At 53.4% G+C, this 20905-nt stretch carries 17 protein-coding genes; 5 read left to right on the plus strand and 12 right to left on the minus strand.

The genetic code is table 11. The annotated features are described in order from the left end of the window. Nucleotides 1-510 precede the first annotated feature (510 nt). Entirely contained in the window at nucleotides 511-1836 is a 1326-nt protein-coding gene (locus tag JEM67_RS12775) for a glycoside hydrolase family 30 protein (RefSeq protein WP_199639179.1), read from the minus strand. Beyond that, entirely contained in the window at nucleotides 1833-3221 is a 1389-nt protein-coding gene (locus tag JEM67_RS12780) for a glycoside-pentoside-hexuronide (GPH):cation symporter (RefSeq protein ID WP_199639182.1), read from the minus strand. The genes JEM67_RS12775 and JEM67_RS12780 overlap by 4 nt, the downstream gene beginning before the upstream one ends. A gap of 141 nt (nucleotides 3222-3362) precedes the next feature. Here JEM67_RS12780 and JEM67_RS12785 point away from each other — a divergent pair, with 141 nt between their 5' ends. From JEM67_RS12785 to JEM67_RS12800, 4 genes are all read left to right on the plus strand, one after another. Then, a complete protein-coding gene (locus JEM67_RS12785; RefSeq protein ID WP_199639184.1) occupies nucleotides 3363-4214 on the plus strand; it encodes a helix-turn-helix transcriptional regulator in 852 nt (283 codons plus the stop codon). Nucleotides 4215-4393: 179 nt separating this feature from the next. Beyond that, nucleotides 4394-5296, plus strand: coding sequence for a helix-turn-helix transcriptional regulator (locus JEM67_RS12790; RefSeq protein WP_199639187.1), 903 nt, complete (start codon nucleotides 4394-4396; stop codon nucleotides 5294-5296). Between the two features lie 247 nt (nucleotides 5297-5543). Beyond that, complete coding sequence (locus JEM67_RS12795; RefSeq protein WP_199639189.1) at nucleotides 5544-6920, plus strand: glycoside-pentoside-hexuronide (GPH):cation symporter; 1377 nt, start codon at nucleotides 5544-5546, stop codon at nucleotides 6918-6920. After that, a complete protein-coding gene (locus JEM67_RS12800; protein WP_199639191.1) occupies nucleotides 6917-8524 on the plus strand; it encodes a glycoside hydrolase family 43 protein in 1608 nt (535 codons plus the stop codon). The genes JEM67_RS12795 and JEM67_RS12800 overlap by 4 nt, the downstream gene beginning before the upstream one ends. Nucleotides 8525-8896: 372 nt before the next feature. Here JEM67_RS12800 and nth read toward each other — a convergent pair whose 3' ends face one another. Genes nth through rsxD form a run of 4 tightly spaced genes read right to left on the minus strand, consistent with a single transcriptional unit; the run spans nucleotide 8897 to nucleotide 11951 of the window. Next, entirely contained in the window at nucleotides 8897-9532 is a 636-nt protein-coding gene (nth, locus tag JEM67_RS12805) for an endonuclease III (RefSeq protein WP_013812716.1), read from the minus strand. Continuing rightward, nucleotides 9532-10230 carry an electron transport complex subunit E gene (locus tag JEM67_RS12810; RefSeq protein ID WP_013812717.1) on the minus strand — a complete coding sequence of 233 codons (699 nt, stop codon included), beginning with the start codon at nucleotides 10228-10230 and terminating at the stop codon, nucleotides 9532-9534. Before JEM67_RS12810 ends, nth begins: the two co-directional genes overlap by 1 nt. Then, nucleotides 10227-10856, minus strand: coding sequence for an electron transport complex subunit RsxG (gene rsxG / locus JEM67_RS12815; protein ID WP_199639379.1), 630 nt, complete (start codon nucleotides 10854-10856; stop codon nucleotides 10227-10229). The genes JEM67_RS12810 and rsxG overlap by 4 nt, the downstream gene beginning before the upstream one ends. Nucleotides 10857-10865: 9 nt before the next feature. Continuing rightward, nucleotides 10866-11951 carry an electron transport complex subunit RsxD gene (rsxD, locus tag JEM67_RS12820; RefSeq protein ID WP_013812719.1) on the minus strand — a complete coding sequence of 362 codons (1086 nt, stop codon included), beginning with the start codon at nucleotides 11949-11951 and terminating at the stop codon, nucleotides 10866-10868. A gap of 379 nt (nucleotides 11952-12330) precedes the next feature. On the opposite strand from rsxD, the gene JEM67_RS12825 reads away from it, so the two are divergent. Further along, nucleotides 12331-13224: a helix-turn-helix domain-containing protein gene (locus tag JEM67_RS12825; RefSeq protein WP_013812720.1), complete on the plus strand. Its 894-nt coding sequence runs from the start codon at nucleotides 12331-12333 to the stop codon at nucleotides 13222-13224. A gap of 91 nt (nucleotides 13225-13315) precedes the next feature. Here JEM67_RS12825 and rsxC read toward each other — a convergent pair whose 3' ends face one another. The 6 genes from rsxC to JEM67_RS12855 all read right to left on the minus strand — a co-directional run bounded on the left by rsxC (nucleotide 13316) and on the right by JEM67_RS12855 (nucleotide 20563). Continuing rightward, a complete protein-coding gene (gene rsxC, locus JEM67_RS12830) occupies nucleotides 13316-15457 on the minus strand; it encodes an electron transport complex subunit RsxC (RefSeq protein WP_199639193.1) in 2142 nt (713 codons plus the stop codon). After that, complete coding sequence (rsxB, locus tag JEM67_RS12835; protein ID WP_004943888.1) at nucleotides 15450-16022, minus strand: electron transport complex subunit RsxB; 573 nt, start codon at nucleotides 16020-16022, stop codon at nucleotides 15450-15452. Before rsxB ends, rsxC begins: the two co-directional genes overlap by 8 nt. Then, nucleotides 16022-16603: an electron transport complex subunit RsxA gene (rsxA, locus tag JEM67_RS12840; protein WP_004938443.1), complete on the minus strand. Its 582-nt coding sequence runs from the start codon at nucleotides 16601-16603 to the stop codon at nucleotides 16022-16024. The genes rsxB and rsxA overlap by 1 nt, the downstream gene beginning before the upstream one ends. A 145-nt stretch (nucleotides 16604-16748) precedes the next feature. Then, nucleotides 16749-17189 carry a DUF2569 domain-containing protein gene (locus tag JEM67_RS12845; RefSeq protein ID WP_013812722.1) on the minus strand — a complete coding sequence of 147 codons (441 nt, stop codon included), beginning with the start codon at nucleotides 17187-17189 and terminating at the stop codon, nucleotides 16749-16751. Nucleotides 17190-17336: 147 nt separating this feature from the next. Next, a complete protein-coding gene (gene araA / locus JEM67_RS12850) occupies nucleotides 17337-18842 on the minus strand; it encodes an L-arabinose isomerase (protein ID WP_013812723.1) in 1506 nt (501 codons plus the stop codon). Nucleotides 18843-18877: 35 nt separating this feature from the next. Next, nucleotides 18878-20563 carry a ribulokinase gene (locus JEM67_RS12855; RefSeq protein ID WP_199639195.1) on the minus strand — a complete coding sequence of 562 codons (1686 nt, stop codon included), beginning with the start codon at nucleotides 20561-20563 and terminating at the stop codon, nucleotides 18878-18880. Nucleotides 20564-20905 lie beyond the last annotated feature (342 nt).

Below are 20905 nucleotides of genomic sequence, written 5' to 3' on the forward strand. Positions count from 1 at the left end.
GTGAGTTTTTCGCTGAAATCCACGAAATCGCCAAGGTTACTGCTGTTCAGTATCACATTTCTGATAAAAAATAGGGCAATGGCAGGGGAAGTGGCGCACGCAGGGTAGCGCGTGCAGAATGTTATATCTGCAACAGGCTATAGCGCTAAAAGGCGCTATCCAAGGTGGGCAAGCAGGCTCAGGTTCAAACGGCATAGGTTATGGTTAAACCCCAGGTTCGGTACTCACTTGATGCGCTCGTTGTTGTCCCATCGCTCCTGTTAAATAGGACGGAACTATCACGCGATAGTGGATAGCGGATAGTGCTAGGTATAAAGAGGGATGATGCCGCCAGGGTAGGTTGCCTCTTCTCGGTGAAATAATTTTTACCCGCATAAGCAGCCACCGTTTTTCAATGAGCCTATCAGATGCCCCGGCAGCCGGAAGATACCGACTTCTCCGCTTCGGTCGGGGGAGGACATGTGTATTGCAACAGAGGAGATAAGGCCCATGATTTCAGGGCCATTATTTTTAATGGTAATCTTTTAGTATTAATGTATTTATCGAGTTTTCATGAAGAGTAAACTCAACGGTTCTTTGCCCAATGGCAAGCCTCAGTTCTCTTTTATGAAATGAAGGGTTATTTATCGTGATGATGACCGAGTTATCAGGGTTTTCGAACGCAACGGCATTACCACTCATTGCACCGGTTAATGGTATTAGCCGGGCACCAGGTACAACGTATCGAGAAAAGTGACGCATAACGCTATATTCTGGATTATAACTTACTGATTTTGTTTCTTTATTTATGGAGATCATACTGTTTTGCTTCCAACCCCAGGTACTTTCCCCCCCTTCAGCCAACACCATGTTCCAGTAAAAGTAGCCGTTGGCACCATTGATTAAGTAATGTCGGAACAAACCAAAAATATAGTGCGCGTACTGCCAGCTATTATTTCCATCACCACATTCACTTTCTGTTTGGTAATAGCGTAATTCAGGGTAACTCATTACGGTTCGTTGAATGGCATTCTTACCGGCCCACTGATAACCCACGCCGCTAACATATTGGTAGGCTTCGGGGTCGGAAAGTACACAGTTGGCGTAGTCATCATAGTCTTGTCCCGGCTCTTTCAAAAACTCCGGAGCATTGATGGTTCCTAACCAGATCTCGCTGTCTATGGGTTCTTGCATAAAGAGTGGGCCAACATACTCTTTTATAAACTCTTTCAACTGCTCGCCGCTCCAGACACAAGAGGGGAACTTTTGATCGGCGACAACTTCATTTTGAATATGTACCTGTGCTATGCGCACACCTTCTTTCTTATAGTGTTCGATAAATTTTTGAAAATACAAAGCGTAAGCTTTTTGCGCCCGTTCATCCCGGCGAAGACGGCCAAAATTACAGGCTTGGTGTGTTTTCAGCCAGGTGGGTGGGCTCCAGGGGGAGGCAAAAAGCGTCATGTTTGGCTGACGCGCAAGTGCCTCTTTTATATAAGGCAATAAATAACGTTTGTCACGCTCAATGGAAAAGTGTTCCATGGCGTAATCTTCCTCTTGTTCATTGAGGCTATACCAGGATACGGCATAATCACTTGCGCCGATCGGCACACGTCCCAGAGTAAGCCGACATTCACCCTCTGGTGAAAACAAGTTATCCAGGATGTCGTGCCGCTGTTTGACGTCCAGAGCATTTAGCGCTGTCATCCCCAGTTCATTGAAGCACCCGCCGAACCCTTCCACCTGACGGCCACGGAGCTTGGATAGCTGCAGGTTAGCGGGTTTAATTGTTTCTAGGGGGTGTTCGCATTTCTGCCATTGTTCCGTATCAGATGATGTGATCCATTCAATATTCATATGTCAGCTCTCCTGTGAGCATTATCAGACAGCGTGTTTTCGGGAAAAGGGACAACAGAGTGGGTGATTAACAAAGCCAGTTTTTTATCGTTGAGAGAGTACCCCTGCATAATCAGGACCAAACTGAATGTCAGAATGCCGGGCAAGACCGTAAACAGCAGTGTAATCATGAGTAAAGCGCTATTTCCCTGTGTTGCGGCAGCACCAATATAATTCCCCCAGGCCAATAACCAACCAATCAATGCGCCACCAATAGCAATGCCCATTTTAATTGCAAATAAATTAGTGGAAAAAACGATGCCACTTAAATGGCGACCGCTGACGCGTTCCTCTACATCTATCACATCTGAGAGCATGCTCCACTGCAATGGGGTTGCCGCAAGTTGAATGACGTTAATCAGAAAAATCATCGTGCAAACCAGCATTATCTGAGACGGTGGGATAAAGTAGAACAGGCATAATAAAATGGCCTCGGCGGCCATGGCCAGCTTGAATCCCAGTACTTTATCCGTGTTTTTGAAAATGATGGGGGATAATAGTGCGCCCACGATACCCGCAATGAGAGTGAGTGTGAGCAAAGGCGTCGCCAAGTCTGATCTGTGCATAACGCTGTTTATATAATAAAGCGCGGTTCCACCTTTAAAAATGACGGCAATAAGATTAACCACGTTGAGCGTAAATAAAATGCGCCAATCCTTGTTTGCACACAATACCCGAAAATCACTCCAAATGCTGTGGTGTTGAGTATCTGCTGGTGGAATGTAGCGTTCCCGCGTGTTTGCGAAACAGATGTAAAAGAAAATAATACTGAGCGATCCCATTACAATCATTGCGTAAAAATAACCTTGTTGCAGGTTGCCGTGACCAAGGTATTTCACCAACGGAAGCGCACTCAATGATACGATCAGCCCACCTAATGTACTCAGCGCAAAACGCCATGATTGCAAGGAGACGCGTTCTCGCGGATCTCTCGACAGATTGTTGATCATTGCGCAATAAGGCACGTTGATGGCAGTGTAAACGAGAGAAAGTAACGTATAAGAAATGTAAGCATAAACAAGCTTGCCAGTATAACTGAAATCGGGCGTATAAAATGTCAAAGTACATAAAACGCCGAATGGAATGGCAAACCACAGCAGGTAAGGGCGGAATTGACCGAATCTGCTGCGCGTACGATCGGCGATTGCACCCATAATAACATCAGTTACGGCATCGATAACGCGTACGGCGAGAAACATTGTTCCCATATGCAGAGGGGAGAGTCCAAAAACGTCAGTGTAAAAATAAGCCATAAATAACATCAATGTTTGCCAAACCAGATTACAGCCGGTATCACCTAAGCCATAGCTTATTTTTTCTTTTATAGAAATAGATATTTCAGACATTAATGTCTCCTTCGGGCAAGTTGTGCTCCGAACGGTGGTGGTTGATGAAAAATCAATAAGCCCGGGGTGAAGTAATAGTATTGCTTTTTTTGTGATTTATATGTATTAAACAGAGATATTTATATAATAAAAGTGAACTCCATGAGTGATGCCGGTCCCATTTATGAACATATTCCTGTCCCCACGGGGCGGGCATTCACGTTAAGGCGCGATGACAGCACCCACTTTGTTGGCCTGTCTATCGCAACACATTTCCACTTAATGTATGAGGTTATGTGGTTTCCTGCGGCAAGGGGCAGTTTCACCATTGGCAATGAAACTTATTTAATTAAAAACAATACGTTGATATTTATTCCTGCCTTGTTGTGCCATGAGATGCAGTTGGAACCGCAACAAGACCATTTGCGGTATTTACTTCAGTTTGAAGTGCAGTGGCTGCAAAACTGCGCCATCAATCTGCAACCCGAACAACGCATTCAACCGATGATAGGCTATGTCACTCAGAGCGAAGCAGACAGGATCGAAAATTTGCTAGGTTGGGCTACAGAGCACCTGAAGCAGGACAACGCAGAAGAGCTGGTTTTGTCGCTGCTGAAAACTTTTTTATTGTTTACACTTCAAAAAATAAACTGTCCCGCATCGACTATTGCAGCCGAGCATATCGACAGGCTTATCGAGCTCATTCGTTATATCGATATTAACCAAGAGTATACACTTGCAACATCTCTGGCGGCAAAACGCTGTGATTGGTCCGTGTCTTATTTCTCTCGCACTTTCAAATCCATTTTTGGGCAAACACTGCAAGATTTTTTATTAACGCGGAAACTTACAAAAGCCGTGCGCCTGCTATCTTCTACCGAGCTAAAAATCAGTGAAATAGCGGAGCAAGCTGATTTCACGGACAGCGCTTATTTCTGTGCCAAGTTCAAAAAAATAATGGGGTGCTCACCAAGAAACTTCAGGATAAGGATACGCAAGACAGGCGAGTTTTGAATCCTTAAGACGAGGCGGGACGTTACGTAATGAGCATATTAGTGTAATGACCTGCCGGCCGTTATGCGGTGCGGCAAAGGGCGGGTCTTCAAACACAGTCAAGCACGGTGTTGATTTTTAGCTTTAAAAGGCGTAACAAATGGCGTTATCGACGTCTTTTTATAAGAAATTTGCGTATTATGTGGAACGTAGATCACTTTTTCGAAAAAATTGAAACGACGCTGGGCACAGATTACATGTTGCGCGCACGGGAGGCTGTGCCTGAGAAAGGGGTATACATCAGGCCCCACGTACATTTGGAACATGAGATTATGTGGTTTCGCCACGCCGAAGGTTTTTACTCTATAGGCAGCGAAAAATTCAAACTGAGAGACAATACCTTAGTCTTTGTGGGGCCGATGAGACTCCATGATATGGAGTTGGCATTCACCGATAATCATGAGCGCTTCTTGCTGCAATACAATAATACGGTGCTGAATCGTTTGAAATATCAGTTCCCCGTGACGCCTCCGCACGCCGGGTTTGTATTGCAACTGAACGAGCGCGATGCCGAACGCATGCAATTTCTCTTCAGATGGTTCACCGATATGCATGACGCCCCCCATACTCTCTGTGAAGCGAATCCGTTGTTAATACTCTTGCTCAATACGGTGTTTACCCATGCTCAACATGCTGAGCAAGTCACCGTCAGTAATGAAAAAAATAACATCTTCGACAAGATAATTGATTTGGTCGTACATGTTGAAAAAAATGCAACCTTCAACATGACGTTGAATGAAGCCGCTGCGCATTGCTCTCTCTCGACAAGCCATTTCTCCAGAACGTTCAAAAGAATCATGCAAGTCAGTTTTAAAGAGTACCTGGTCGGGAAAAAAATTTCTCAATCCACCGAGCTCCTCAGAAATACCGAGTTAAGCATTACTGACATTGCTTATCAGTGCGAATTTACCGACAGTGCCTATTATTGTTTCAAATTCAGATCGCTAATGGGGGTAACGCCTAAAACATTCAGAACTAACAGTCGCTCCACGAAGCAACTGTCTACTAAGCACGATAATCTTGTCCGCCAGGAGAAACCCTAAAAACCCCATTAGAAACAGGTTATATAACCTGGCCGTCGTTCCCACACGGCGAAACGACCGTTCAAACCCATGTCTTCGGAATTCAGGCAATCATCACTTTCCAAAATGGTGATCTCCGTTACCCTGCAAACGCAAAAAAATTATATAAAATCCACTTTCCGTTACAGCCGCCTCCCAAGGTAAAGATTATTTTTGATACCAGGACGTCAGTGCTTTCTGACTCTATAAAACCTCAAAAGGTATCAACATGTCTAAACTCACGGTTAAAGAGAAAATAGGCTATGGATTGGGCGATGGCGCATCGAACATCATCTGGCAAACCATCATGTTGTTCATGGCGTATTTTTATACGGATATTTATGGCCTCAGCGCCTTTCACATGGGAATCATGTTTCTCGTCGTACGTATCCTGGATGCCTTTTTCGATGTGTACATCGGATTTTTAGCCGATCACACCTCAACAAAGCACGGACAGTTCAGACCCTACTTACTTTGGTTCTCATTGCCCTTCGGTATTCTTGGCTCTCTCACTTTTTTCACCCCAGAATTCGGTGAAACGGGCAAACTCATCTATGCCTATGTTTCTTATACTGCATTATCACTGCTTTATACGTTGGTAAACGTCCCTTATTGCGCCATGATTAATAACCTCTCCCAGAACCCGGACGAACGCGTTTCCATGCAATCGTACCGCTTTGCCTTCGCGGCACTGGGCGGGATCATTGTCTCGGTTATTGCGCTGCCGCTGACTAAAACCCTGGGGGGCGGCAATCTGCAACACGGCTACTTTTACTCTATGGTGTTGATGGGGATAATCAGTACCGTTATGTTTTATCTTTGCTTCGCATTGACCAATGAAAAGTATGTTCGCCCTGTAGACAAATCACAGAAGTTCAGCACTGTTTTTAAAGAACTCCGCCATCTTTCATCCGATAGAAACTGGCGGAAGTTATTTTTACTCAATGTGGTGAACCTGACGGCTGGTATTTTAAAAACCGGTGGCGCAATGTATTTCGTTACTTATTATTTACATCGACCCGATCTGGTCAGTATTATTTTAACCATTATTCTTGGTGCCAAGTTTTTTGGATCAATGTTTACCACTGCTCTGTACTCGACATTAGACCGATTATTTGCTTATAAAATGGCAATGACGGTGCAGGCGGCCATCATGTTCGGTTTGTTTTTCGTTCCGGCACAATATGTCGTTGCTATCTGTGTGATTATCGGGGTTATCCACTTTATAAACTCTACGGCAACGCCGTTACAGTGGAGTCTCCTCAGCGATATCATTGACCATATTGAAAGTAAAACCGGGAAGTCATTCAGCGGGCTGGTTTTTTCAACGAACATTTTTGCCATCAAGGTCGGTATTGCAATAGGTGGAGCACTGATGGGGTGGTTACTGACGGTCGGTGGCTATATAGGAAGCTCGGCTATCCAAGCGGATACTGCCACTCTTTGTATTCGTCTTATCTTCACGGTTATCCCTGCGCTATTAATTTTGAGTCTTATCCTGATTCTCAGAAAATATAATCTTGACCAGAAGAACGAGGGGAGTGTGCATTCGTCAAAAAATGCGTCTACCGACGTTCTTTCAGAAGTAAAGGGAGAGTTAAGATGACAATCATTAATAACCCTATTTTACCAGGATTTAACCCTGATCCTTCTATTATCTATGCTAATCATGCCTATTATATCGTTACTTCAACATTCGAATGGTTTCCTGGTATCTGTCTCTATAAATCTTTTGATTTAAAAAACTGGAAATTAATCTCATACCCCCTTAGCAGGGTGAGCCAGTTGGAGATGAGAGGTAATCCGGACTCTGGCGGGATTTACGCGCCTTGCCTGAGCATCGATAAAGGGCAATTTTACTTGGTTTACACCGATGTAAAAAACCTGACGGGCAGGTTTTGGGATGCCAACAATTTTATCGTGACCACGTCTGACATTGAGGGGGAATGGTCTGAGCCAACCTATCTCAACAGCCGGGGAATTGATCCGTCGCTGTTTCATAAAAGCGACGGTACCAAGTGGCTGGTGAGTATGGAAATGAGTTACCGGGATGGGGGGAAGCCGGGTTTCCCGCATTGGAATGGCATCATTATTCAGCAATACGATGAGGAAAGCAGAAAACTCATCGGTGAGTGTCAAAAGATTTATAACGGAAGCGATCTGGGCACGACGGAAGGGCCACACATTTATGAGCGGAACGGCTGGTTCTATCTCTTAACTGCAGAAGGGGGGACGTTCTACAATCATGGCGTGACTATGGCACGTTCGCGCCATTTACTGGGGCCGTACGAAACTGACCCCTGTGGCCAGATGATGACTTCCCGTTATGATTGCCGGCTTCCATTGCAGCGTACAGGTCATGCCGATCTGGTTGAAACCGAGATGGGCGAGTGTTTTATGGTTCACCTCTGTGGCCGGCCTTTGCCTTCACGCGGCAGAAGCCCAATGGGCAGGGAAACCGCCATCCAAAAAGTTTACTGGAGCCACGACGGTTGGTTAAGACTGTCCAATGAGAAAACGACTGCGGATCTTGTCGTCCACTGCCGGTTACCGGAAAAACCGTGGCCTGATGAGCCGCAACGGGATGATTTTGACTCGCCCACTTTGCCGCTACACTTTCAAAGCCTGCGCATTCCGCTGCTTGAGGAAATTTGCAGCTTGAAAGCCAAAAAAGGGTGGTTGCGGTTGCATGGCAAAGAGTCGCTCAGTTCCCGCCACTGCCAGAGTTTGGTGGCCAGAAGACAAACGGACTTCGCTTTCAGGGCACAAACATGCGTTGATTTCACACCGACGTCTTTCCAGCAAATGGCAGGGCTGGTCTGTATTTACGATACCACTAATTACATTTATTTGTTTTTGACGGCTGACGGTGAGAGGAAGCGCACCCTTAACCTGATGATTAATGATCTGAACAGATTCAATCAACCGACGGAAAAGGGGATTGAACTGGAGCATGATGGTCCGGTTCACCTAAAAGTTGAGGTTAGCCATGATGCTGCCTTCTTCTTTTACTCCTATGACGAGAAAGAGTGGCATCGCGTGGGGGGATATGTTGAATACAGCAAGCTGTCCGATGAATACTTCAAAGAAAAAGGCCATGAGCGGTTTACTGGCGCATTTGTCGGTATCTGTTGCCAGGACTTTACGGGGGAAAACGCGTATGCAGATTTTGATTATTTTTCTTACGTCCCGATTATTGAAGATAAATAAGCAGGAAATACCTCGTCATGGAAAACTGACAGATTCCAACCAAATCCTTCGCTGTGTCGCTGCGCTGTAGGGGGCTATCACTGACTATTCACAGAGTATGAAAACTGTCTGAAAGTGCGGACCCGGGGGGCAGATCAGCAACGCAGCGCCTTGCTCAGGGTTACAGGTTCAGCCGGGAGGGCAGAGGCCTACTCTCGGCGTGCCGGCGATGGCACGCACAGTGGATGAAACCGGCTCTGAGACGTTGTCGTGACAATAAATAACCAGAGGTTGCCCAATCCTCTGGGTTCTGCAAGCCATCTGATTGTGAGAGTTTACATAAAGCCATAACTTCACGATGGAAAGATGCGCATGTGGGTTTTGATTTGTACTTTACACCTCGGTTTTACCAGCGAACTCGCATAAATCTTCAATGATGCAGGAGCCACAGCGGGGTTTGCGCGCAATGCAGGTATAGCGGCCGTGCAGGATAAACCAGTGGTGGCAATCGACCTTGAACTCGCCCGGCACCACCTTCAGCAGCTTCTCTTCGACCTGATCAACGTTTTTGCCCGGCGCGAAGTTCGTGCGATTACAAACGCGGAAGATATGAGTATCTACCGCAATGGTCGGCCAGCCAAAGGCGGTGTTGAGCACCACGTTGGCGGTCTTGCGGCCTACGCCGGGCAAAGCTTCCAGCGCGGCGCGATCTTCCGGCACTTCGCCGCCGTGCAGCTCAAGCAGCATGCGGCAGGTTTTGATGACGTTCTCGGCCTTGCTGTTAAACAGACCTATGGTCTTGATGTAACTTTTGACGCCGTCGACGCCCAACGCCAACAGCGCAGCCGGGGTATTGGCCACCGGATACAACTTGGCGGTGGCCTTGTTGACGCTGACGTCGGTGGCCTGCGCGGAAAGCAGCACTGAAATCAACAGCTCGAACGGCGTGGTGTAGACCAGCTCGGTGGTGGGTTGCGGGTTGTTGTCACGCAGTCGGGTCAGAATTTCCAGGCGTTTGATTTTATTCATTACGCTTTCTCTGCTTGTCCTGGTTCCAGCGTCGGTTCGGCCACCGACGCCCTGGCGGTGCGTGCCTTCATCCGTTCATCAATCAGGTATTTCACCGCCAACAGCAGGCCCAGACCAATAAAGGCGCCTGGCGGCAGCATGGCCAACAGGAACGGGCTGTCGAAATGAACCACTTCAATGCGCAGCACCTTGGCCCAACTTCCCAGCAGCATATCGGCACCGTCGAACAGGGTACCGTTGCCGAGCAGCTCGCGCATCGCTCCCAGGGTCACCATGACGCCGGTGGCGCCCAGGCCGATGGCCATGCCGTCCAGTGCAGACAGGCCGATCGGTTTTTTAGCCGCCACCGCTTCGGCGCGACCGACCACGATACAGTTGGTGACGATCAGCGGAATAAAAATCCCCAGCGACTGGTAAAGGCCGAAGGCGTAGGCGTTGATCAGCATCTGCACGATACTCACTACGGCCGCGATGATCATCACGTAAATAGGGATACGGACTTCACTTGGCACCCAGCGACGCACCGCAGAAATGGAACCGTTGGTCAGCGTCAGCACCAGCGTGGTCGCCAGCCCCAGCCCCAGGGCGTTGGTAACGGTAGAGGTGACGGCCAACAACGGGCACATCCCCAATAACTGAACCAGGGCGGAGTTGTTCTTCCACAGCCCCTGGACAATCAACTCTTTTGCTTCACTCATTCGCTGGCTCCGCAGGCAGGTAAGGTATTGAGTTTAGGCGGCAGCGTTTCCATATACAATGCCGTGCGACGAACGGCGTTGACTACCGCGCGTGGCGTGATGGTGGCGCCGGTGAATTGATCGAACATGCCGCCGTCTTTCTTCACTGCCCAACGCTTGTCGTCCGCGCCTTCAATTTTCTTGCCGCTGAAGAACGAAATCCAGTTCGAAATGCGCAGCTCAATCTTGTCTCCCAGCCCCGGCGTTTCGTGGTGTTCGATCACCCGGGTGCCGAGCACGGTGCCGCTGAAATCGGCGCCGACCAGCAGCTGAATGGCGCCGGAATACCCATCCGGTGCGGTGGTTTCCAGTGCCGCGGCCGTTGGTTGGCCGTTCTTGCGTGCCAGATACAGGCGGTGCGGGGCGCCGTTGCCCAGCGCCGGGTCGCTGACCAGGAAGCATTCGGTCTGCATGTTGTTATCGTAGTTTTCCGGCGGCACCACTTGATCGAGCAGCGCTTTTTGCTGCAGTTCCGCCTGATGAGCGATGGTTTTCTGCGTCAGACTGTGCACCACGGCGGTCAGGCCGGTCGTCACTGCCGCGAACACCGCAAGCGTGGTGCCATGCTTTCTCATTGAATTTAGCATCATGGCTCCTTAGCGATGGCCGTACACGCGGGGCTGCGTGTAGTGGTCGATCAGCGGCACGGTAATATTGGCCAGCAACACGGCGAAGGCCACGCCATCTGGATAGCCGCCATAAACGCGGATCAGCCATACCAGCACGCCAATCAGAGCGCCGTAAATCAGGCGGCCTTTCGGCGTGGTGGAGGCGCTGACCGGGTCGGTCGCGATAAAGAACGCGCCCAGCATGCTGGCACCGGAGAACAGGTGGATCAGTGGCGATGCCTGATGCGCGGGATCAAACCACCAGGCCAGGCCGGAGCAGAAGGCGATGGTCGCCAGCATGCTGAACGGGATCTGCCAGTGAATCAGGCGGCGCGCCAGCATAAACAGACCGCCTGCCAGGAAGCCGAGGTTAATCCATTGCCAACCAATGCCGGCAAGCGTGCCGCCGAACAGCGGTTGTTGCAGCATCTGCTCGACGCTATGACCGCTGCGCAGGCCGGTTTTGAAACCGTCCAACGGCGTAGCCTGGCTGATGCCGTCAACGCCCATTTGCAGTTCGTGAATAGTGGCTCCCTGTGCGGTATGGCCGCTGAAAATAGCCAGCAGGGTATCCTGGAACGACAGCGCGGTGGCGCGCAGTTCATCCGGTGGCAGCCAACTGGTCATCTGCACCGGGAAGGCGATCAGCAGCACCACGTAACCGACCATGGCCGGATTGAACGGGTTTTGCCCCAGGCCGCCGTAAAGCTGTTTGGCGATAACGATGGCAAAGAAGGTGCCGATAACAATCATCCACCAGGGGGCCAGCGGCGGCAGGCTGATGCCGAGCAGCAGCGCGGTCAGCAGCGCCGAGTTGTCTGCCAGCCGGGTGCGTACCGGTAATTTGCGCAGGGCGAGGATAGCACCTTCCGCCAGCAGGGCGACGACCATCGCCAGCGCGGTTTGGATCAGGTTGCCGTAGCCGAAAAACCACACCTGCGCCGCCATGCCCGGAATGCAAGCCAGCATCACCCACAGCATGATGCGGCTGGTGCTTTGCTGGTTATGGGTGAAAGGGGAACTGGCGATGTGCAAGCCTTTGGCGGCTGTTTGTTGTACCGGCCTGAACTTCATAGAATCACTACACCTATCTTTGCCGTGGATCGGCAGGTTCGACGCGCCTCATAGCGGAGACGCAGGGAAAATAATAGCGCTGCATTCTACCTCAATCACTGAAAGGGTAATACGTCTTAATTGTAGGGGTATTAGGCTTTTAGCACGGGCTGCGCTGTGGTTTAACCGGCCTGTGGCGCGATCGGATTTTTTTTCGCGGTAAAACTGCGCTAGCTTGGGCATGCAGTAGCCAAACTGTTGGCATCGCGGGCCGACGTCAGGCGATAACCACTGGATTTGCATGTTATTTTCGGTACGTTTTTTCGCACAAAATAACAAATTTTACATAATCCATGTGGGTTATTATCCCGAGTATTATTAAGTTAGTGAATACATAATAATGACTAATGAAGATGTATTTTTTATTGAAGAATTAATTGAGTGGGTTGAGATACATCTGGAGAAAAGGCCCAATCTGGACGAAGTCGCGCGCATTTCCGGCTACTCCAAATGGCACTTGCAGCGCAAATTCAAGCGTATCACCGGCATTCAGCTCGCCACCTACATCCGTTCACGCATCCTGACGCGTGCCGCCGTAGCGTTACGCATTACCCACCGTTCTATCATCGACATCTCAGACGAATTGGGCTTTGACTCCCAGCAGACCTTTACGCGCATGTTCAAACAGCGTTTCGACACCACGCCCAACCGTTATCGCTCGATGGACAAATGGGATGTGAAGAACCTGATGCCGCGTTTCAGTTTCGACGCCAGTTTCGCGGCCGATTACTATCCGGAGGTGAAACGTGTAACGCTGCCGGATATGCAACTGGTTGGCTTCTCGCGCCAGCTGGATTTTGCCGCTGAAACGGAAATCGAACAGGCTTCTTGCATGGCGATGAAGGACGAGATTTTCACCGATTTCTTCCGTGGGCTGAACGTGGACTGCCGCCGGGTGTACAGTATCCACTCCGCCCGTAACCGCGATGACAAGCAGTGCTCATCCACTCACGTTATGGCGGTGGAGGCGGAGAATAAAAAGGATATTCTTTCGGGGCATCAGATCGACAATATTCATATTCCTGGCCGCGAGTATATTTCTATCAACCATCTGGGCACGGCGAAAGAGTGTTTACAGTTCTTCGCTTATCTGGTGACCCACGTGATGCCAGGGCTGCGCCATGAGGTGCAGGGCAGCGTAGAAATGGAAATTATTCAACCCAAAGAGTGGAATCAGGACTCGAAGATGCGTCAGATCGACGTCGATTATACCTATTTGATTTCTATTGATTAGGCTGCGCACTTAATGACCCGTGGTGCATTCGCAGTTCCATCGAGGGACACAGCCTAAAGCGCCTTGCGTTCTGCAAGGCGCTACCGTCGTTTTACTCTTTATCTGCCTCAGCCGTAGCCAGACTCTGCGCGGCCTTTTTGGCTTTGACGCGAGCGATGGCCGCTGCGACCGCCGCTTTGCGCGGATCTTCCTCCGTCACCGCCGCTGCCGGTTCGGCTGGCGTGGTTTCGACAGGCGTTTCTGCCGCAGCCTGCTGCGCCGCCTTTTTGGCTTTGGCGCGAGCGATGGCCGCTGCGACCGCCGCTTTGCGCGGATCTTCCTCCGTCACCACCGCGGCCTGTTCGGCTGGCGTGGCTTCGACAGGCATCTCGGCCTCTGCCTGCTGCGCGGCCTTTTTGGCTTTGGCGCGAGCGATGGCCGCTGCGACCGCCGCTTTGCGCGGATCTTCCTCCGTCACCGCCGCTGCCGGTTCGGCTGGCGTGGTTTCGACAGGTGTCTCGGTCCCTGCCTGTTGCGCGGCTTTTTTGGCTTTTACCCGTGCCAGCGCGGCGGCAACCGCCGCTTTACGCGGATCTTCGCCGTCAGCGGCTGGGGCCGTTGACGGCGCCGCCTCCAACTGGGCGCGACGTTCGCGCGCCTGCGCCTTGCGGGCTTCGCGGGCGGCGATCATCTCGCTGTTGTCTGGGGCATCGCCGTTTACCGTGCCGGTCGCCGGTGTGGCATTTTTACTGCGCACGCGCGCCAGTGCGGCCTGAACGGCATCCTGATCGTCATCGGTCAGTTTGACTGCGGCTTTCTTGTGGCGTTCTTCACGCGCCAGTTTTTCGCGTTCCAGTCGCGCCAGCTTGGCTTCATAACGCGCCTTGGCTTCGGCGGTGCGTGCGGCTTCCTGATCGATGGCTTTGATCTCGGCCTTTTCCTGGCGGTAATACTGCACCAGCGGAATATTGCTTGGGCAGACAAAGGCGCAGGCGCCACATTCAATGCAGTCGAACAGGTTGTAATTGCGGGCTTTTTCGTGTTCTTCGCCGCGGCTGAACCAGTAAAGCTGTTGCGGCAGCAGGCCCGCCGGGCAGGCGTCGACGCACAGGCCGCAGCGGATACAGGACTGTTCAGGCTCCTGCGGCGCCATTTCGTTGACCGACGGGGCCAGAATGCAGTTGCTGATTTTAACGATCGGCACGTTAAGGGCGGGCAGGGTAAAGCCCATCAGCGGGCCGCCCATCACCACCATTTGCTGTGCCTGCGGCTGGAGACCGGCAAAATTCAACAGGTGCTGCACCGGCGTACCGATGCGTGCCCACAGATTGCCCGGCTGGCTAAGCGCATCGCCGGTCAGGGTCACCACGCGCTCGATCAGCGGTTCGCCGTCGACAATGGCACGCTTAATGGCAAAAGCGGTGCCGACGTTTTGCATCAGCACCCCGATGGCGGAAGAGTGCTTGCCGTGCGGCACTTCCTTGCCGAGCAGGATCTTGGTGAGCTGCTTGGCGCCGCCGGAAGGGTATTTGGTCGGGATCACCCGCAGGGCGATGCCCGGTTGATCGCGCAACGCCAGCTTCAGTGCTTCGATCGCTTCCGGCTTGTTGTCTTCGATGCCGATCAGCGTGACCTTAGGTTGCAGCAGGTGACGCAAAATCTGCGTGCCTTCGATAATCTGGTCGGCGTGTTCGCGCATCAGACGGTCATCGGCGGTGATATAAGGCTCGCATTCGGCAGCGTTGAGGATCAGCGTTTCCACGCCGCTCATGCCGCCCTGCAGCTTGCTGGCGGTCGGGAAACCGGCGCCACCCAGCCCGGCGATACCGGCCTGATGAATGCGTTGCAGCAGATCCTGCGCCGCCAGTTGGCGGTAGTCCGCCACCGACTCGCGTTCGCACCAGCGGTCTTCGCCATCCGCCTGGATTATCACGCATAACTCCGCCAGCCCGGAAGGGTGAGCGGTGATATGCGGTTTGATGGCACTGACGATACCGGAGGTCGGCGCGTGTACCGGCACCGTACGGCCGCGGCCAACGGTCAGCGGTTGGCCTTTCAACACCCGGTCGCCGACGTTGACGCACTGCTCGCCTTCCGGCCCAAGATGCTGTTGCAGGGGAATAATAAAACGCTCGGCCAACGGAGCGGTGCGCAGAGGCACTCCGCTGGACTGAGTCTTCATTTCCGGTGGATGGATCCCGCCGTCGAAATCCCAAATCCGGTCTTTTTTGAAGGCGGCGAACAGATTAAGCATGTTGCTCCACGTGGATCACTTGCACCGGAATCGTCTTCATATCCCACTTCCAGTTGGCAGTGGTGGTGGCGACCGGCTTCATTTCAATACAATCGGTAGGGCACGGCGCAACGCACAGGTCACAGCCGGTACAGAGATCGGTAATTACGGTATGCATGGCGCGCGTGGCGCCGACGATGGCATCCACCGGGCAGGCCTGAATGCACTTGGTGCAGCCGATGCAGTTGGCTTCATCGATATAGGCCACCTGACGCACCGGCTCGGCGGCGGCTTCGCTGCCCAAGGGTTGCGGCTCGACGTTAAGCAGCTCGGCCAGTTTCAGCATCACCTGCTCGCCGCCCGGCGCGCATTTGTTGATCATCTCGCCGTTGGCGACGGCTTCGGCATAAGGGCGACAGCCGGGGTAACCGCACTGGCCGCACTGGCTCTGTGGCAGGATCTCGTCGACCTGCTCGGCCACCGGATCTTCTTCCACTTCAAAGCGGCGTGCGGCAAAGCCCAGCACCAGGCCGAACAACAAGCCGAGGGCGCTAAGCGCGGCAATAGCAATCCATAACGCCGTCATTAGAATTTCACCAGCCCGGTAAAGCCCATAAAGGCCAGCGACATCAGCCCGGCGGTGATCAGCGCGATGGAAGAACCGCGAAATGGCGCAGGCACGTCGGCGACCGCCAAGCGTTCACGAATGGCGGCGAACAGCACCATCACCAGCGAGAAACCGGCGGCGGCGCTAAAGCCGTACACCGCCGATTGCAGGAAGTTGTAGCCGAGATTGACGTTAAGCAGCGCCACGCCGAGCACCGCGCAGTTGGTGGTGATCAGCGGCAGGAAGATACCCAGCAGGCGATACAGCGCCGGGCTGGTTTTGCGTACCACCATCTCGGTAAATTGCACCACAACGGCGATCACCAGAATAAATGACAGCGTGCGCAGGTACACCAGATCCAGCGGAACCAGAATAAAGGTGTTGATCACCCAGGCGCTGACGGAGGCCAGCGTCATGACAAAGGTGGTCGCCATCCCCATGCCGATGGCGCTTTCCAGCTTCTTGGATACGCCAAGGAACGGGCACAGGCCAAGAAACTTCACCAAGACGAAGTTATTTACCAGGACGGTGCCAACAAACAGGAGCAGGTATTCGGTCATTGCGATGCCTAAAAAAATAAAAGCCGCCTATTATCGGGAATTGGCGGCATAACGACAACATACGGATAGCAAGGTTATTGCTCTTTTTGCCCTTTTTTGGCGAAAATTTACACAATTATCCGCGCAAAACGTGCCACAGCGGCATTCAGCGCTCGGTAAAGGTGCCTTTTACCCGTTGGGATCGCTTCATGTAGGGCACCAATAGCGCCGCCATCAACAGGGGCCAACCCAAACTGCGTACCGCCAGCTCGTCCGGTACCGGCGAAAAGGCGAAGGCTTTTATCGCCAGCAGCACGGTGATCAATAACCACACCAGGAACAGCTTGGGGAAACGCTGCGAGCGCTGGCAAAACAGCCACAGCAGCCACAGGGTAAAGCACCACATCGCCAGCGTGGTCAGGACGGACAAATACCATTGCAGGGTAAATGCCTGGGCGTTGGTCAGCAGGTATTCGCGCGATTCCGGCATGAAAATCGCCATGCCATACAGGAGTATCATCAGGCTGGCGCTAAGCAGGGTGACAATCATATAGGCCATCGGGGCCAGCAACCAACCGCCAATACGGGTGTATTCAGCTTGAGACATAAACGGCTTCCTGGGTAAGACATGAAGCCGCATAGCTTAGCGGGTAATAGGGGGTTAGTCATCAATATCAAGCGGATGGTCGGGACAATGGGGCAAGGGCAGCACGTTTGGTTACCGGCAGCCGGTTTTGCCCCGGCTGCCGACAGATTAACGGCGGTTTAGCTGATAGTAAGCGTCGTTCCAGCGGATCTCATTTTTGAACGCCGGCAGTGCGGTGGCGTTATCGATCAACAAGAACTCGATGTTGTGCATCTCGGCGTACAGTCGCAGTTGGTCTGCGTCCAGCGCCTGGGAGAACACGGTGTGGTGCGCGCCGCCAGCCAGGATCCAGGCTTCTGCGGCGGTGGCCAGCGTCGGCTGAGCCCGCCAGATGGCGCGCGCTACCGGCAGCTTGGGCAGCGGGTGCGGTTGTTCCACGGTATCCACCTGATTGACCAGCAGACGGAAACGGTCGCCCATGTCGATCAGGCTGGCGTTAACCGCCGGGCCGGCCGGGGTGGAGAAAATCAATCGCGCCGGATCCGCCTTGCCGCCGATGCCGAGCGGCTGGATGTCGAGCAGCGGCTTGCTTTCTTTGGCGATCGACGGGCACACCTCCAGCATGTGCGAACCGACCACCAGATCGTTGCCCGGCTGGAAGTGATAGGTGTAATCCTCCATAAACGAGGTGCCGCCGTTCAGTCCATCGGCCATCACTTTCAGGATGCGCAGCAGCGCGGCGGTCTTCCAGTCGCCTTCGCCGCCAAAGCCGTAACCCTGTTGCATCAGGCGTTGCACCGCCAGCCCCGGCAACTGCTTCATGCCATGCAGGTCTTCAAAGTTGGTGGTAAAGGCCTGGAAATTGCCCTGTTCCAGAAAACGCTTCATCCCCAGCTCGATGCGTGCCGCGTCGATGAGGTTCTCGCGCTTTTCACCCTTGACTTTCGCCGCGTCGCTCAGCACATAGCTGGCTTCGTATTCTTCAATCAGCGTGTCCACATCGCCACGGCTGACCTCATTGATCACGCTGACCAAATCGCCGATGCCATAGGCATTGACCGAGTAGCCGAACTGGATCTGCGCGCCGACCTTATCACCTTCGGTCACCGCCACTTCACGCATGTTGTCGCCAAAACGCGCCACTTTCAGCTGCCGGCTCGCCTGTTTGGCGGCGGCGGCACGCATCCACTGGGCAATGCGGCGGTGGGCTTCAGGATCCTGCCAGTGGCCGGCAACCACGCTGTGCTGTTGGCGCATGCGGGCGCCGATAAAGCCGAACTCACGGCCGCCGTGAGCGGTCTGGTTCAGGTTCATAAAGTCCATATCCATGCTGTCCCAAGGCACCTGGGCATTGAACTGGGTATGGAATTGCAGCAGCGGTTTGTTGAGGATAGACAGCCCGGCGATCCACATTTTGGCCGGCGAAAAGGTGTGCAACCAGGTCAGGATGCCGATGCACTCCTGGCGATAGTTGGCGTCGCGGCACAGGGCGGTAATTTCATCCGGTGTGGTGACCAGCGGCTTCAGCACCAGTTTTACCGGCAACCCCGCCTCACGGTTGAGACTTTCCACGACCTGTTCGGCGTGCGCCTTGACCTGTTGCAGGGTTTGCGGGCCGTACAGGTGCTGGCTGCCGATGGCGAACCAGACTTCATGCTGCTTAAATGCATCCATCAGAGACTCCTGGGGTTAGTGTTGGGTATCGGGATTCAGCATGGCGAATCTGCGCCAGGGGCGTAGCGCGGCTCGGCGGCCAGGCACCATTGCTGATAGCGTTGATAAAGTTGTTGATAGCGCGCGACACGCTGCGGATCCGGTTGCAGTGTGCGTTCGATGCCGCAGGCCATCAGGCGTTGCGCCTCGGGCACGTTACTGAAACGGCCGGCGGCCACGGCGGCGAAGATCGCCGCACCCAGCGCGCAGCATTGATCGGAGGCGACAATCTGCAGCGGGCGGTTCATCACGTCGGCGCAGGCCTGCATGATCGTCGGTGATTTCCGCGCGATGCCGCCCATGGCCAGCACGTTGTCGACCGGGATGTCCTGCTGTTCGAAGCACTCCATGATGGCGCGGGCGCCAAAAGCGGTGGCGGCAATAAATCCGCCAAACAGCGTCGGCGCGTCGGTCCCGAGGTTCAAATCGGTAATCACGCCTTTCAGACGCTGGTTGGCATAGGGGGTGCGGCGGCCGTTAAACCAGTCCAGCACCACCGGCAGGTGATCCAGCGACGGATTGTTGGCCCAGGATTCGGTCAGCGCGGCCAGCAGGCCGGCTTCAATCTGTTTCAACTGCGGTTGCAGTTCGGGATGGTTTTTCGCCGCCTCATGCAGCGGCCAACTGAGCAAACGGCTGAACCAGGCATACATATCGCCAAAGGCCGATTGCCCGGCCTCCAGGCCTATCAGCTCCGGTACTACGCTGCCGTCGACCTGGCCGCAGATACCTTCGATCGCGCGCCCGTCGACCCGCTGGCGATCGGCGATCAGGATGTCGCAGGTGGAGGTGCCAATTACCTTCACCAGGGTATAGGGTTGCGCCCCGGCGCCCACCGCGCCCATATGGCAATCGAACGCGCCACCGGATAACACCACGCTCTGCGGCAGCCCTAGGCGTGCGGCCCACTCGGCGGTGAGCGTGCCGACCGGCAAATCGGCGGTGTGGGAGTCTTCGAACAAAGGCCAGGGCAAGTCTTCGACCAGCAGGGGATCGAGAGCGGCGAAAAACGCCTTCGGCGGCAGGCCGCCCCAGTCGGGGTGCCATAGCGTTTTATGTCCGACGCTACAGCGCCCGCGTTTCAATCGCTGCGGGGCGGTGGTGCCGGACAGCAGCGCCGGCACCCAGTCGCACAGTTCCACCCAAGAGGCGGCGGCCTGGCGCACTCCGGCGTCCTGACGCGAAACGTGCAGGATCTTGGCCCAGAACCATTCGGATGAATAGACGCCGCCGATATAGCGAGAATAGTCGGGGAAGTCGCCGCTGCGGCAAAGCCGGTTGATGGCGTCGGCTTCCTCGATGGCGGTGTGATCTTTCCACAACACAAACATGGCGTTTGGGTTGTCGGCAAACTCCGGCCGCAGCGCCAGCACCTTGCCCTGCGCGTCAATCGGCGCAGGCGTGGAACCGGTCGAATCGACACCGATGCCGATCACCTGCAGCCGTTGCTGCGGGGACATGCGCTGTACCAGGCTGACGATCGCCTGTTCCATGGCTTCTATATAGTCGAGTGGGTGGTGGCGGAATCGGTTCTCTGCAGCGTTGCAGAATTCGCCGCGCTGCCAGCGAGGGTAGTAAACCACTTCGGTATCCAGCTCCTGGCCGTTATGGCAGTCAACCGCCAATACCCGCACCGAATCGCTGCCGAAGTCCAATCCCAGGGCAATAGCGCCTGCCGTCATGATGTTGACTCCTGATGTGTAAATACGCTGTGACAACCATAGGAGCGGGAGCGGTGGGCAGGTGAGGAGCCATTAGCTGGAAGTATGCACTTTTCTGCTTCGCACAGTGATTTTGTGACGGTTGTCATAAGTTAATGTTTGGCGGAATTCGCTAAATATATGCACATATCTGCTGTAATCCACGGATGTGATAGCGCTCCACATTTCGGCAACAAATACCCGCTAAAACTTAATCCGTCTTACAGCTGGTGTTGGGAGATGCCGCGCAAACAAGCGGCGCACCGACAACAGGCACCCTAATGATAACGTTTTCACGGCGAGCGAATTTATTCGCCGAAGAGA

Origin of the sequence: Serratia sp. PAMC26656, assembly GCF_016469055.2 — a bacterium.
GTDB lineage: Bacteria > Pseudomonadota > Gammaproteobacteria > Enterobacterales > Enterobacteriaceae > Serratia > Serratia plymuthica.

Bases quoted from the DNA above. Each gene is read 5' to 3' on its own strand.
- JEM67_RS12825 (WP_013812720.1), top strand. From the start codon at position 12,331: ATGACTAATGAAGATGTATTTTTTATTGAAGAATTAATTGAGTGGGTT.
- JEM67_RS12800 (WP_199639191.1), top strand. From the start codon at position 6,917: ATGACAATCATTAATAACCCTATTTTACCAGGATTTAACCCTGATCCT.
- JEM67_RS12855 (WP_199639195.1), bottom strand. From the start codon at position 20,563: ATGACGGCAGGCGCTATTGCCCTGGGATTGGACTTCGGCAGCGATTCG.
- rsxD (WP_013812719.1), bottom strand. From the start codon at position 11,951: ATGAAGTTCAGGCCGGTACAACAAACAGCCGCCAAAGGCTTGCACATC.
- rsxA (WP_004938443.1), bottom strand. From the start codon at position 16,603: ATGACCGAATACCTGCTCCTGTTTGTTGGCACCGTCCTGGTAAATAAC.
- araA (WP_013812723.1), bottom strand. From the start codon at position 18,842: ATGGATGCATTTAAGCAGCATGAAGTCTGGTTCGCCATCGGCAGCCAG.
- JEM67_RS12845 (WP_013812722.1), bottom strand. From the start codon at position 17,189: ATGTCTCAAGCTGAATACACCCGTATTGGCGGTTGGTTGCTGGCCCCG.
- rsxC (WP_199639193.1), bottom strand. From the start codon at position 15,457: ATGCTTAATCTGTTCGCCGCCTTCAAAAAAGACCGGATTTGGGATTTC.
- rsxG (WP_199639379.1), bottom strand. From the start codon at position 10,856: ATGCTAAATTCAATGAGAAAGCATGGCACCACGCTTGCGGTGTTCGCG.
- JEM67_RS12810 (WP_013812717.1), bottom strand. From the start codon at position 10,230: ATGAGTGAAGCAAAAGAGTTGATTGTCCAGGGGCTGTGGAAGAACAAC.
- nth (WP_013812716.1), bottom strand. From the start codon at position 9,532: ATGAATAAAATCAAACGCCTGGAAATTCTGACCCGACTGCGTGACAAC.
- JEM67_RS12775 (WP_199639179.1), bottom strand. From the start codon at position 1,836: ATGAATATTGAATGGATCACATCATCTGATACGGAACAATGGCAGAAA.
- JEM67_RS12780 (WP_199639182.1), bottom strand. From the start codon at position 3,221: ATGTCTGAAATATCTATTTCTATAAAAGAAAAAATAAGCTATGGCTTA.
- JEM67_RS12790 (WP_199639187.1), top strand. From the start codon at position 4,394: ATGTGGAACGTAGATCACTTTTTCGAAAAAATTGAAACGACGCTGGGC.
- rsxB (WP_004943888.1), bottom strand. From the start codon at position 16,022: ATGACGGCGTTATGGATTGCTATTGCCGCGCTTAGCGCCCTCGGCTTG.
- JEM67_RS12795 (WP_199639189.1), top strand. From the start codon at position 5,544: ATGTCTAAACTCACGGTTAAAGAGAAAATAGGCTATGGATTGGGCGAT.
- JEM67_RS12785 (WP_199639184.1), top strand. From the start codon at position 3,363: ATGAGTGATGCCGGTCCCATTTATGAACATATTCCTGTCCCCACGGGG.